This is a genomic window from Kerstersia gyiorum, from assembly GCF_048595715.1.
GTDB lineage: Bacteria > Pseudomonadota > Gammaproteobacteria > Burkholderiales > Burkholderiaceae_B > Kerstersia > Kerstersia gyiorum.
This window is the reverse complement of the sequence record NZ_CP169556.1, coordinates 2758220-2771499: the sequence shown is the minus strand read 5'-3', so window position 1 is coordinate 2771499 and position 13280 is coordinate 2758220. Positions and strand designations below refer to the sequence as shown.

Here is a 13280-nt window from a genome sequence, read left to right as displayed (position 1 = left end):
ATATGCCGGTGCTTTCCGAAACTTGACCCGGCTTCCCCTCGTGTGGCTCCCATGCGGCTCTTGGAAACCGGGCTTTCCGAGGAGTCATCATGGCGAAAATCAAGCTCACCAAGTCCGCAGTCGATGCGGCGCAACCTCAGGCCAAGGCCGTCGAACTGCGGGACACCGTGGTGCCGGGTTTCCTGTGCAAGATCACCCCGGCGGGCCGCAAGGTGTTCATGCTCCAGTACCGCACGAACGCCGGCGAGCGCCGTAAGCCCGCCTTGGGTCAGTACGGGGAACTGACCGTCGATCAGGCGCGCACGATGGCGCAGGCGTGGCTAGCCGAGGTGCGCAAGGGCGGCGATCCCAGCGCGGTCAAGAACGCCGCCCGCAAGGCACCGACCGTGAAGGAGTTTTGCCACACGTTCATGGAGGACTACTCCAAGCAGCGCAACAAGGCCAGCACGCAGCGCGTCTATCAGGGCGTCATTGACCGCTGCATCATCCCGATCATGGGCCGGATGAAGGTGCAGGACGTGAAGCGCCCGGACGTGGCCGCGCTGATGAAGAAGCTGGCCTACAAGCAGGCCGAAGCCAACCGTACCTTCGGTGTACTGCGCAAGATGTTCAACCTGGCCGAAGTGTGGGGGCTGCGCCCTGACGGCACGAATCCTTGCCGCCATGTTCCGATGTATCCACCTGGCAAGGAAACCCGGCTGATCGTGGACGATGAGCTGGTGCGGATCTTCCGCCATCTGGAACATCTGGAAGCCGAGGGGCTGGAGAACTACGTCATTCCGCTGTCGATCCGCCTGCAATTCGAGTTCGCCGCCCGCCGCTCGGAAATCTGCCCGTTGGAATGGGACTGGGTTGATCTGGAAAAGCGTCGTGTCGTCTGGCCGGGCAGCAAGACCGGCGGGATTTCCAAGCCCATGAGCGAGGAAGCTTATCGGCTGTTTTCGACAGCGCCACGCTTGGAGGGCTGCGCCTACGTCTTGCCGTCGCCCAACGACCCGACCCGCCACCTGACCTTCGGCGAGCACTATTGCGGCTGGACGCGCGTACTCAAGGCCGCCGGCGTGCCGCATGTCGGCACGCACGGCATCCGCCATCGGGCCACGACCGACATTGCCAACTCGGGCGTGCCGACCAAGGTGGGCATGAAGCTGACGGGCCACAAGACCGTGGCGATGTTCATGCACTACGTCCACACCGAGGACAAGCCTGTGCGGGATGCGGCCGAACTGGTGGCGAGCCGGCGCCAGGCCATCACGGGCGTGCGGCAACCGGCTCAACTAGCGGAGGCCCTGGCATGAGCAAGCGTACGGCATCCATCACGTCATCCGCAGCGCCGTCGGCGCTGCTGGGCGACCTTCGAGCACTGATCGAGGCGTCGCGCCAGCGCGCCGCCTTGGCGGTCAATGCAGAGCTGACGCTGCTGTTCTGGCGTATCGGCCAGCGCATCCATACGGAAGTGCTGGCCGGCCAGCGGGCCGGGTACGGCGAGGAAATCATGCCGTCCCTGGCCGAGCAGCTTGTCCGCGATTACGGGCGCAGCTTCGCGGACAAGAACCTGCGCCGAATGGTGCAGTTCGCCGCTACGTACCCGGACGAACCAATTGTCGTGACGCTGTCACGACAATTGAGCTGGTCGCATTTCGTCGCGCTGCTGCCGCTAAAAGACCCGCTCCAGCGGGACTACTACGCACAGATGGCCGGTGCCGAACGCTGGAGTGTGCGGACGCTGCGCGAGCGCATCGACTCGATGCTGTACGAGCGCACGGCGCTGTCGAAGAAGCCGGACGAAACGATTGCGCAGGAGTTGGCGACCCTGCGCGATGCGCAGCGCATGACACCGGCGCTGGTCATGCGCGACCCGTACATCCTCGACTTCCTGGGGCTGCGGGACACCTGGCAGGAAGGCGACTTGGAAGCGGCGATCATCCGTGAAATGGAATCCTTCCTGCTGGAACTGGGTGCGGGCTTTTCCTTCCTGGCCCGGCAGAAGCGCATCCAGATCGACGATGAGGATTTCCACCTTGACCTGCTGTTCTACAACCGCAAGCTGCGTCGGCTGGTGGCGGTGGAGTTGAAAATCGGCGAGTTCAAGGCGGCATACAAGGGGCAAATGGAACTTTACCTGCGCTGGCTCGACAAGCACGAACGCGAGCCGGAGGAAGCCTCGCCGCTGGGAATCATCCTCTGCACGGGCAAGAAGTCCGAGCAGATCGAATTGCTGGAGTTGGACAAGTCAGGCATCCACGTTGCCGAGTATCTAACCACCTTGCCGCCGCGTGCGGTGCTGGGCGAACGGTTGCAGCAGGCGACCGAGCGGGCACGGCTCCAGATCGAGCAGCGCGATAGTGCAGGAAAGACCTGATATGGCGTTTAGATCGCCGCTTGGCTGACACGCAGGCTCAATGCCTCGGCGCTTTCCTTGCGTTCGCTGTACCGATCGGCCAAGTACGGTGCCACGCCGCGCGTCAGCAGCGTGAACTTCATCAGTTCTTCCATCACGTCCACCACGCGATCGTAGTAGGCCGAGGGCTTCATGCGCCCGGCCTCGTCGAACTCCTGATACGCCTTGGCGACCGACGACTGGTTGGGGATGGTCAGCATCCGCATCCAGCGGCCGAGCACGCGCATCTGGTTGACCGCGTTGAAGGACTGCGAGCCGCCCGAGACCTGCATCACTGCCAGCGTTTTCCCCTGGGTCGGTCGCACTGCACCCATCGACAGCGGAATCCAGTCGATCTGGGTCTTCATCAGGCCGGTCATCGCGCCGTGGCGTTCCGGGGAACTCCACACCATGCCTTCGGCCCATTGCACCAGCTCGTGCAGTTCCTTGACCTTGTGGTGATCGGCGGGCGCATCGTCCACCAGCGGCAGGCCCGAGGGGTTGAACATCCGCGTCTCGCCGCCCAGCGCCCGCAGGATGCGGGCGGCTTCCTCGGCGGCCAGCCGGCTAAACGAGCGTTCGCGCAGCGAGCCGTAGAGCAGCAGGAAGCGCGGCGCGTGCGTGGCCCGCTCGGGTGCCAGCAGCCGTTCCGTGTCCGGCTGCTGGAACAGCGCCGAGTCGATGTTCGGCAGGTCGAGGCGGGATTCAGACACGGCTACCTTCCTCGTCCACCACGGGTTCGCCGTCTTCCTTGTTGAACGCACCGCGCTGCGGCTGTGGCAGAAGCTCGAGCACGGTTTCCGAGGGCCGGCACAGGCGCGTGCCCAGCGGTGTGACCACGATCGGCCGGTTGATGAGAATGGGGTGCTGGAGCATGAAGTCGATCAATTGCTCGTCATTCCACTTCGGATCGTCCAGACCGAGTTCGGCATAGGGCGTGCCTTTCTCGCGCAGCACCGCGCGCACCGGCCCGCCCATCGCCGCGATCAGCGCCTTGAGCGTGTCGCGGTCGGGCGGCGTTTTCAGGTACTCGATGATGATCGGCTCCTCGCCGCTGTTGCGGATCAGGCCCAACACGTTGCGCGAGGTGCCGCAGGCCGGGTTGTGGTAGATCGTGATGGTGCTCATGGGATGCCCTTGAAGATTACGGAATGGTCGCGCGGCGTTCGTACCAGCCACGCGAGCGGTTGACCATGCGCACTACCAGCAGCATCACCGGCACTTCGATCAACACGCCGACCACGGTGGCCAGCGCCGCGCCCGAGTGGAAGCCGAACAGGCTGATGGCGGCGGCCACGGCCAGCTCGAAGAAGTTGCTCGCGCCGATCAGCGCCGACGGCCCGGCGATGTTGTGCTTTTCGCCTACCTTGCGGTTGAGCCAGTAGGCCAGGCCGGAATTGAAGAACACCTGGATCAGAATGGGCACGGCCAGCATGGCGATGACCAGCGGCTGGCGGATGATGGCTTCTCCCTGGAAGGCGAACAGCAACACCAGTGTCAGCAGCAGTGCGGCGATGGACAGCGGGCCGATGCGCTCCAAAGCCCGGTCGAACGCGGCCTGGCCCCGGCGCAGCAGCGCGCGGCGCCAAAGTTGCGCGAGGATGACCGGGATGACGATATAAAGCGCCACCGAGGTCAGCAAAGTGTCCCACGGCACAGTGATAGACGACAGGCCCAGCAGCAGGCCGACGATGGGCGCGAAGGCGAACACCATGATGGTGTCGTTGAGCGCCACCTGCGACAGCGTGAACACCGGATCGCCGCCGGTCAGACGGCTCCAGACGAACACCATTGCGGTGCAGGGCGCCGCGGCCAGCAGGATCAACCCGGCGACATAACTGTCGAGCTGGTCGGCCGGCAACCAGTCGGCAAAGACCTGGCGAATGAAGATCCATGCCAGCAGCGCCATCGAGAACGGCTTGACCGCCCAGTTGACGAATAGCGTCACGCCGATGCCGCGCCAGTGCTGCTTGACCTGGCCGAGTGCGCCGAAGTCCACCTTGTTGAGCAGCATCGGAATCACCATGACCCAGATCAGCAGGCCCACGGGCAGGTTGACCTGGGCCACTTCCATGCGGCCGATGGTCTGGAACACACCAGGCGCGAACTGGCCCAGCGCGATGCCGGCGACGATGCACAGCAGCACCCACACTGTCAGGTAACGCTCGAAGCCGCTCATGGCGGAAGTGGCCGGCACACTGCCGACGGTATCGGTTGCGGTCATCGGGGCTGGCCTCACTGGTGGCCGATATCGCGCAACTCGCGCTGCAAGGACAGGGCATCGAGGCGCTGGAGCGGCAGGGACAGGAATAGTTCGATGCGTCGGCGCAGCGTGATCGCCGCATCGAGGAACGCCTTGCGCTGTTGCTCCTCGGTGCCTTCGACCGCGGCCGGATCGGGCACGCCCCAATGCGCCGATACCGGCTTGCCCGGCCAGAATGGGCAAGCCTCGCCAGCGGCGTTGTCGCAGACGGTGAAGATGAAGTCGAACACCGGCGCACCGGGGGCTACGAACTCGTCCCAGCTCTTGCTGCGATAGCCGGTCGTCGGCAGACGCAGGCGCTCCAGCGTGGCGAGCGCCAGCGGATGCACTTCGCCCTTTGGCTGGCTGCCGGCCGAATAGGCGTGGAAGCGGCCCTGACCCAATTCGTTGAGCAGCCCTTCGGCGAGGATCGAGCGGGCTGAATTGCCCGTGCAGATGAACAGTGCGTTGTAGGTTGTGTCGGTCATGGCGTCAGCACTCGCATTGGGTGGATTCGGAGACTTCGCAGACGCCGCCCTGGCAGCAGTGCTCGGTCAGGTAGCCGATCAGGCCGTTCATATGGACGTATTCGGCGCGATAGATCAGGTTGCGACCCTGCTGCTCGATGGTGACGAGGCCGGCGTGAGCCAGTTCCTTCAGGTGGAACGACAAGGTGTTGCGGGCCACGTCGAACTGGTCGGCCAGCACGCTGGGCGTGAGTCCTTCCGGGCCGGCGACGATCAGGGCGCGGAACACGCGTAGGCGTTGGGTGTGCGCCAAGGCGCTCAGGGCGGAAACGGCTTGATCTTCGTTCATTATTCGATAATACAACAAACATTGAATTAATGAAAGGAGGATAGCCGACCGAGCTTCATGGCGCCCCAGCGTACCGCCGTCGGACTCGCGGGCTGCGCCCCGTGCTTCGTATCGAATCACTGCCATTCGGCGCTGATCCCTGACGCCTCCGGCCTGGCTCGTTGATCCGGGCCTGCGCGTGCTGCGCACTTGCCAACAGCGGGTGTGTGGCTGGTGGGGAGTGTGGGCGGCTTGCCGTTCCCTTCACCGTATCACGGCGGTCGCAGCCGTAAAGGACTGCGCGTGCTCGCACGCTTGCGGCCCATGGCCGTCTTCGATCCTGTGACTGCTTGCGCTGCGCCGTGCTGGCCACGGTTCCGGGCAATTCCGCCCGAGCAACCGGAGCACGATCATGTCGCAACTGTCCTTTTCCTCGTTCGATGACGCTTTGCTGGTGCGTGACGCCCAAGGGCGCTATCTGCCGGCGTCGGTAGATCAGATTCTTGAAGCAGCACGCCAGGCCATTGAGTTGAAGATGCAGCGCGGTGCTGAGTTCACTTCTCCGGCGCTGGTCAAGGAGTACCTGCGCAACATGCTGGCGGGCTTCGAGCATGAAGTCTTCGCGGTGATGTTCTTGGATACGCGCCATAGGCTAATCGAGTATGCCGAGATGTTCCGGGGCACCATCGACAGTGCATCGGTGTACCCGCGCGAGGTGGTCAAGGCTGCGCTTCGGCTCAATGCGGGTGCGGTCGTCCTGTCGCATAACCATCCGAGCGGGAATCCTGAGCCGTCGCAGGCAGACAAGGTATTGACCCAGCGGCTCAAGGAGGCGCTGGCGCTGGTGGACGTTCGCGTGCTGGATCACATCATCGTCGCAGGCGCCGCTGTCACTTCATTCGCAGAGCGCGGCTTGCTATGACTTCGGGGGCTTCGGCCCCTTTTTGCTGCGTCCAAGCGTTGTTGCTTGGATTTATCCGGGATCTGGAAGCCCCATTTTCAAACGGTAGTGGTCAGGATGACCTGCGGCTTTGAAGACAGCTTCCAGCTTGCCGAGATAGTAGGAAATATCGAACTGTCCCCAGTCAATGTGGGCAATGTTGGTTTCGTCCCGGTGTGATCCCCGGTTCAAAAACCGCTCCAAGGGACGGAAGGCCCCGTCTTCCAGGGACAACTGTTTCAGGATTTCCTCAAACTGCTTCGTATTACCCGTGAACGCGAAAAAGTTTTCCAGTATGCACCTCATGGTATTCGGTACCACCTGGATGCGGGCCGATCCTTCTTTGGCATCCTCATGACATGCCAGAGCGCGTCGTAGTCGTTAGCAAAGTCTCGGGCATCCATCGGTACCACTCGACTGTGCTCGCTCTTAACCACACGTATTAACTGACATTTTTCGCCAGCCTTTGCCAGTCTGCTGCCCGCTATCTGATACACCAGCTCGTGCAGAAAGAAGAGATTGTGAGTGAGAACGATGACCTGCCGAACTTTCTGTCCACCTGGCGGCCTGATTAGTTCATGGCAAATCATAGACGCGATGTCGTAGACGAAATTGTGCGACAAGCTGGATATTGGATCATCAATGACTACAATCGTTTTTCCGATATCCACCGAAGCCCCTTGCTCCTTAGAACCTTTCAGAAGCTCGATGAAATAGAGAAAGGAGATCAGGGTTTTCTCTCCTTCGCTCAGCGACTGGGCGCTGCTCTCGCCGTGTGCCGGACGCTCCAAGCAATACAAACTGCCTTCGCCGGGTTTGCGGGCTATCGAGAAGGAATCAATACCTAGCCCTTTCAGTCGATCGTTGATTGACGCCACCGATGCATCCACGCCTTCCTGCTTTTTGCGGAGTTCGGTAAGGGCACCAACATGGTGGGTTTCTCTGGCTCCTGCTTCCTGGTCCGCAGTTTTTGCGGCAGCTAATTGCAGGCCGAGTGGAGCAATGCGGGCGTCATATGCCCGATAGACGTCAACGCGGTCCCGCCACATATTCTTCCAGAATTCGTCTCGGATTGCCTTGTGTTCGGCCACTTTGTTCTGGATTCGCTTATTGAAGGCTCCAATGCGAGTGTTGAGTGCCGATAGCGCCTCCTGCAATGGCAGCATATCCACCAAGGCAATTTCAACTGGTTCTGCAGGTGTCGCCTGTTTCAGCCGCATGGTAGCCAAGTTCGCCTTTAAAAGAGCATGCGTAGCATCCCACTTTGCCTGCAAGTCAGTCTCTTGGGAGAGGGGTTCTGCTAGCGCGCCGTTAACAGATTCTTCCAAGGTCTGAATCGAGGATTCATAAGCGAGGACGTGGGTTTCGATGAGGTCAATCTTCTGTTGACGGTCTCCGTCCAGTAGTTTGGCCAAGTCTCCCAGAAAGCCGTGAGGCAGCTCCTGCTGGCAGAATGGGCAGTGATCGTCATGCACGAACGCGCGGCCCTTGCTTACCCAGTCACCGTTTCCTAGCCTCTCTACAAGGGAGGCAAGGCGGCTTTCGCCTGATACTTCCACTCGTTCCCGCCAGATGCTGTCTTTCTCAATGACCAGGAACGCGTCCACTGAAAAGTGGTGGGTACCTTTCAATGTTTCATCCCCGGAAATATCACCTAAGCGCTTGGCTAGGTTATCCAGATCGTCCAAGACTTCGTCGTCCGGGACTTCATATTTGCGGAGGTCATCGAAAAACTTCTGTGCGCCACGTCCGTATCCCGTGAGGAAATTGTCGAACACGCCTTTATCATGAGCCTTGTAAGTAGCCCACACGGACTCCTTGGCATCGGTTAGCGCCGTCGCGAGTTCTCCGTTGATGCGGGAGATATCTCGCTGTGCGGCCTCGCGTGCTATCCGAACATCATGAAGCAAGCGCTCGTGCTCTTCTATCTGCCTCTGTGTTTGGGTGTCCAACTCGCCCATCGTGAAGATGCCGGGCATGCCCTCGGCTTCACCGATCACAGATTGCACAAAATGGTGGTTGTAGACCAGATAGCGGAATGGCCCGCCCTGTGTAGTCTCTACTCGACATGCATGGAAATCGGCATCTCCCAGGCTGTGACCGTGGATCACTTCCCCAATCGCTGTTTTTCCGGCGCCATTGAGCCCGTAGAAGAACACTGGCTTTTGTGTCGCCGTCTCAAGCGTGATAGTGACAGGAGTTGTTGGATGAAAGCTCTTGTAGCCTTGGATGACGATGTCTTTGATCATGACTGTCCCCCCTCCCATAGGGATACTTGCGGCGGTAACCCTAATGCCCAATCAGACGCTAGGCCGAGCGCGCTCCGTCCGCCTTGATAGCTCGACTACCATCTGCTCTTAGCCAACAAATAGCCAGTCGAGCTAGATTTTGAGTCTCTGTATTCCTTTCTTGGAAACATTTTCTTGCAAAACAAATAATAAACGAAGATTCCTCTTGCGTCTCCGCTTCGCGGACCGCGCTGCTCCAGGTTCGCTATCCACTCATCCCTGACGGGACTGGCATTCGCCAGCCTTTCACATCCCTGACGCCTACGGCCCGGCTTCCAGATCCGGGCCTGCGCGCTCGCCGCTTGCGTGCAGGCCGGCACAAAGGGGCGGCCGTTGCCATGTCCAGCCGTCTCTCCTGAGTCCATCACCTTGCTCGCGACTGTAGCCCGTGGCCGCGTGCCGTCAAGGCGCGCCAGGCCGTGTCCTCGGCTGCGCCTGCGGGCCGCGCCCCCCTGACGCTTTCCTCCTTGACGGCCCCCGTCCGTGGGCTCCTGACCGTCGCGGGCGATGAACTCAGGAAAGACGGTGGCAACAGGGCCAACCGGGTTCTTCGTGCCAACCGCACCGAACAGCCACAAAGGCTGGGCTCCGAATCTTGGAATCCGGTGTGCGGTGTGAACAGCAAACCCTTTTCGTCAGGAGAAAGACCATGCTTGCATCCCGTTTCGCTTCCCATTCCCCGGTACTGCGCAGCGATTCCCCGCTGTCCGATGACCAGATTCACCGCGTGGCCCCATCCATCTTCGCGGAAGCGCCGCATGAGAGCCGTTCCGAGCGGTACGCCTATATCCCCACCGCCGCCGTGCTGACCGAACTGCGCAAGGAAGGGTTTCAGCCCTTCATGGTGGCGCAGACCCGCACCCGCTTTGCCGACCGGCGCGACTTCACCAAGCACATGATTCGCCTGCGCCACGCCAGCCAGATCAATGGCGCGGAAGCCAACGAAATTGTGCTGTTGAACTCGCACGACGGCACCAGCAGCTATCAGATGCTGGCCGGAATGTTCCGCTTCGTGTGCAGCAATGGCCTTGTCTGCGGCGACACCGTGGCCGATGTGCGCATTCCCCACAAAGGCGATGTGGCCGGTTCCGTGATCGAAGGCGCTTACGAAGTCTTGAGCGGCTTTGAGCGCGTGAAGGAGAACCGCGAAGCCATGCGGGCCGTGACGCTCGACGAGGGCGAAGCCGAAGTATTCGCCCGCGCCGCCCTGGCCTTGAAATACGACGACCCGGACAAGCCCGCGCCGGTGTCCGAGTCGCAAATCCTGATGCCGCGCCGGTTCGATGACCGCCGCCCGGACTTGTGGAGCGTGTTCAACCGCGCCCAGGAGAACCTGACCAAAGGCGGCTTGTCCGGGCGCAGCGCCAACGGACGCCGCCAGCGCACTCGCCCGGTGCAGGGGATTGATTCCGATGTGCGCCTCAATCGCGCCCTGTGGCTGCTGGCCGATGGCCTGCGCCAGTTGAAAGCCTGAACCCCTCACGCGGCAGGGGCAGGCAGCGACCCTTGCCGCGTCATTCGCTGCTGCATTCCATCACTGCAAGGAGTTTTCACCATGAACGCCATCAACCACACCGAAACCCAAGCCATCCACGCCGCCGCCACGCCTGCCATCCCGCTGGAAGCCGCCGACCCCACCAAGAACCTGATTCTGGTGCCGCTGTCGCGGCTGGTGTCGCGCCCCAAGGGCCGCAACGTGCGCAAGACCCCGCGCATGTCCATTCCCGAACTCGCCGCCAGCATTCAGCGTGTCGGCCTGCTGCAAAACCTGATCGTCACCGTGACCGCCGATGGCGAACACTACGAAGTCGTCGCCGGTGGCCGTCGCCTTGCCGCCTTGAAGCTGCTGGCGAAGAAGCGCCGCATCAGCAAGGAATGGGGGGTGCCTTGCCTGCGGGTCGCCGATGGCACGGCCCGCACGGCCAGCCTGACCGAGAACGTGCAGCGCGAAGCCATGCACCCGGCAGACCAGTTCGAAGCCTTCGCCGCGCTGGTGATGGAGGGTCGCAGCATCGAGGACATTGCAGCGGATTTCAGCGTCACGCCGCTGGTGGTGCAACGCCGTTTGAAACTCGCCAATGTCTCGCCGCGCCTGCTGGCCGACTACCGGGCCGAAGCCGTCAGCCTTGACCAGTTGATGGCGCTTGCCATCACCGACGACCATGCCGCGCAGGAAGCCGCGTTCTACGATGCGCCGACATGGCAACGCCATCCGTCGTACTTGCGCGAACGCCTGACCGAGCGGGAAATGGATGCCCATCACCATCCGCTGGTGCGCTTTGTTGGGCTGGACGCCTACGAAGCCGCTGGCGGTGGCATCCGCCGCGACTTGTTCGCGGAAGGCGATACCGGCGTGTATCTGACCGATGCGGCGCTGCTGGAAGGGCTGGCGCAGGACAAGCTGGCCAGCCTTGCCACCGAGGTGAAGGCCGAAGGTTGGGCATGGGTGGATGCCACGCCTTCTGTCACCCATGCCGACCTGCACACCTTCCAGCGTGCCCCGAGGGAGCGCCGCGAACCGAACAAGCGTGAAGCCTCCCGCATCGAGACCCTGCAAGCCAAGCTGCACGCACTGGCCGAAGCCGTGGATGCCGCGCTGGACGCCGACGACGAGGACAAGGCCGATGCCTTGCAGGAGGAAGGCGAACGCCTGGGCGAGCAGTTGCAGGCGCTGGAAGATGGCTTGCAGGACTACAGCGCGAACGTGAAGGCTGCCGCCGGTGCCATCGTCACTATCGACCGCAACGGCGCAGCCGTGGTGCATCGCGGCCTGATGCGGGAAGCCGAAGCCCGCGCCCTGCGCACGCTGGAACGCTTGCGGCAGGGTTTTGGTGGCGAGGATGCCGCCAACGAGGATGAAGGCGAGGACGCACCAAAGACTGCCGCCATGTCCGACCGGCTGGCGCAGCGCCTGAGCGCCCACCGCACCGCCGCGCTGCAAATCGAAGTCGCCCGGCATCCGAGTGTCGCGCTGGCTGCTGTGGTGCATGGCATGGTGCAGACCGTCTTGCAAGGCAGCCGCTACGGCCTGAACCGTGACAGCCTGCCGCTGGGCGTGCGCCTGACCGTACAAGACCGGCTGGAAAGCCTTGCCCCGGACTGGCCAGAATCGCCCGCCGCCGTAGCGCTGCGCGAACGGCAACAGGTGGCAGGCGTTGCCTTGTCGCAGGACAGCGCCGAACTGTTCGCCGCGCTGCTGACAAAGCCGCAGGATGAACTGGTGCGGCTGCTGGCGGTGTGCGTGGCGGCCACGGTGGACGCGGTGACGCCACGCGCCACGGTGCAGCAACCGGGCGCGACACTGGCGCAGGCGGTGGGGCTGGACATGGCCGCATGGTGGCAGCCGACTGCCGAAGGCTACTTCAAGCACATTTCCAAGGCCGCGATTCTGGACGCCGTGGGCGAGTACGCGCCCGAGCATGTCACCCGGCTAGCGAAGTTGAAGAAGGCCGACATTGCCAGCGAAGCCGAACGGCTGGCCGATGGCACGGGATGGATGCCCGCCATCTTCCGTACTGAAAGCCAGCAACAGGACGCGCAGGCCGTGGCAGAGTGTGAAGACGCCGAAGCACCGGAAGCTGCCGCTATGGCGGATGAACAGCAGCAGGCCCAGGCGCTGGCCGCGTGATCTTTACACACAAGCAAGCGCCTTGGTTTCGGCCAGGGCGTTTTGCTGCCCAATCAGCACCGGCCCCAAGCCGTACCGCCTTGGGGCCGGTGGTCAAAAATTCGGGCGCGGCAGTGGCCACGCCCGGTTGCAAGGCCCAGCGATAACGTGGCAGGTCAGCGACCTGCCAGAGTGTCCAGCACAAAGTCGGCGCGCTGCGCCACGCCGACCTTGGGCAACAGCGATACCGCATAGCCCAGCGCCGGATAAGCGTGCGAAAGCCGCTCGAATTCGATCAGGGCGGCATCCATGTCGTGGCGGCGCTCCGCGTCCTGCGCATAGATATCGGGCCAGGGCGGCGCGAGGAAAACGTGCGGGTGGTAGCGGTACTGCTGACCGAGGGTGTCCAGCACAGGTTCGCCGGTCAATGCCTGGAGTGCTGCCGCCGCGTCGATCAGGCCACGGTCGAAGAACACCCATTGCGAGCCGTCGCGTGATGCATGGGCATGGTCATCCAGCGCCATGTCGATCGCCCGGCGCAGAAAGGCCGTCATGTCGAGCCACGGCAGGGCCTGGCCGCCTGTGCGGGTTTGTTCCTGCACGATGCGCCGTCCGGGTTCTTCGATAACGGCATAGCCGCGCTGCTGGAGTTCGGCCAGCAGGGTTGATTTGCCGCCGCTCGAGCATCCGGAAATGATGACGAAGGGGTTCATGGTGTCGGTGTCCGATTAATAAGTGGGTTTAGCTGTGCTGGCCAGCGGTGGGGAACGTCGGGCGTGTCGGCGCATCGCGCTACCGCTTGCGGAATAAGCGCCCCGCCGCAATGGGCGGGGCTGGTGGGCTACGCCTCGGCTTGCTGCGGCAGGTTGTGTAAAAGCGTGCCGTGCCCGACGCTGGCGGTTCGTTGCCTGTTCGTCACGAAGGACGGTTCACCGACACACCGCTCGACCTCGCCATGCGGATTCCACGACACACCTCAAGCATGTGCCGCAAGTGGCGGCAGGGGCGCTCTGGCCTTGTCGTCGGGA

At 62.5% G+C, this 13280-nt stretch carries 11 protein-coding genes and 1 pseudogene; 5 read left to right on the top strand and 7 right to left on the bottom strand.

Annotated features, from left to right (window positions below; genetic code table 11):
• The first annotated feature begins 89 nt into the window (after positions 1–89).
• Together ACEW7X_RS12105 and ACEW7X_RS12100 are read left to right on the top strand one after the other, a co-directional pair.
• Entirely contained in the window at positions 90–1298 is a 1209-nt protein-coding gene (locus ACEW7X_RS12105) for a tyrosine-type recombinase/integrase (protein ID WP_420177262.1), read from the top strand.
• On the top strand, positions 1295–2362 hold the full coding sequence (locus ACEW7X_RS12100) for a PDDEXK nuclease domain-containing protein (protein ID WP_420177261.1): 1068 nt from the start codon (positions 1295–1297) through the stop codon (positions 2360–2362). The genes ACEW7X_RS12105 and ACEW7X_RS12100 overlap by 4 nt, the downstream gene beginning before the upstream one ends.
• 8 nt (positions 2363–2370) lie before the next feature.
• On the opposite strand, the gene arsH is transcribed toward ACEW7X_RS12100, so the two are convergent.
• From arsH to ACEW7X_RS12075, 5 genes are read right to left on the bottom strand one after another with little or no spacing between them, the layout of a single operon-like run.
• Positions 2371–3093 (bottom strand): arsenical resistance protein ArsH, encoded by a 723-nt coding sequence (gene arsH / locus ACEW7X_RS12095; protein WP_420177260.1) that lies wholly within the window; start codon positions 3091–3093, stop codon positions 2371–2373.
• Positions 3086–3508, bottom strand: coding sequence for an arsenate reductase (glutaredoxin) (gene arsC / locus ACEW7X_RS12090; RefSeq protein ID WP_420177259.1), 423 nt, complete (start codon positions 3506–3508; stop codon positions 3086–3088). The genes arsH and arsC overlap by 8 nt, the downstream gene beginning before the upstream one ends.
• Positions 3509–3524: 16 nt before the next feature.
• A complete protein-coding gene (gene arsB / locus ACEW7X_RS12085; RefSeq protein ID WP_420177258.1) occupies positions 3525–4604 on the bottom strand; it encodes an ACR3 family arsenite efflux transporter in 1080 nt (359 codons plus the stop codon).
• Positions 4605–4615: 11 nt separating this feature from the next.
• A complete protein-coding gene (locus ACEW7X_RS12080; RefSeq protein ID WP_420177257.1) occupies positions 4616–5110 on the bottom strand; it encodes an arsenate reductase ArsC in 495 nt (164 codons plus the stop codon).
• Between the two features lie 4 nt (positions 5111–5114).
• Positions 5115–5456 (bottom strand): ArsR/SmtB family transcription factor, encoded by a 342-nt coding sequence (locus ACEW7X_RS12075; protein WP_420177256.1) that lies wholly within the window; start codon positions 5454–5456, stop codon positions 5115–5117.
• A gap of 373 nt (positions 5457–5829) precedes the next feature.
• Between ACEW7X_RS12075 and radC the strand changes: the two genes are divergently transcribed.
• Entirely contained in the window at positions 5830–6339 is a 510-nt protein-coding gene (radC, locus tag ACEW7X_RS12070; RefSeq protein WP_420177255.1) for a RadC family protein, read from the top strand.
• A gap of 51 nt (positions 6340–6390) precedes the next feature.
• Here radC and ACEW7X_RS12065 read toward each other — a convergent pair.
• Positions 6391–8606, bottom strand: a pseudogene (locus ACEW7X_RS12065) (AAA family ATPase).
• A 688-nt stretch (positions 8607–9294) separates the two neighbouring features.
• On the opposite strand from ACEW7X_RS12065, the gene ACEW7X_RS12060 reads away from it, so the two are divergent.
• Together ACEW7X_RS12060 and ACEW7X_RS12055 are read left to right on the top strand one after the other, a co-directional pair.
• On the top strand, positions 9295–10119 hold the full coding sequence (locus ACEW7X_RS12060; RefSeq protein WP_420177254.1) for a DUF932 domain-containing protein: 825 nt from the start codon (positions 9295–9297) through the stop codon (positions 10117–10119).
• A gap of 81 nt (positions 10120–10200) precedes the next feature.
• The gene (locus ACEW7X_RS12055; protein ID WP_420177253.1) at positions 10201–12273 is read left to right on the top strand and encodes a ParB/RepB/Spo0J family partition protein; all 2073 of its coding nucleotides are present in this window, start codon (positions 10201–10203) and stop codon (positions 12271–12273) included.
• 155 nt (positions 12274–12428) lie between these two features.
• On the opposite strand, the gene ACEW7X_RS12050 is transcribed toward ACEW7X_RS12055, so the two are convergent.
• Positions 12429–12965 (bottom strand): AAA family ATPase, encoded by a 537-nt coding sequence (locus ACEW7X_RS12050; protein ID WP_420177252.1) that lies wholly within the window; start codon positions 12963–12965, stop codon positions 12429–12431.
• Between the last annotated feature and the right edge of the window lie 315 nt (positions 12966–13280).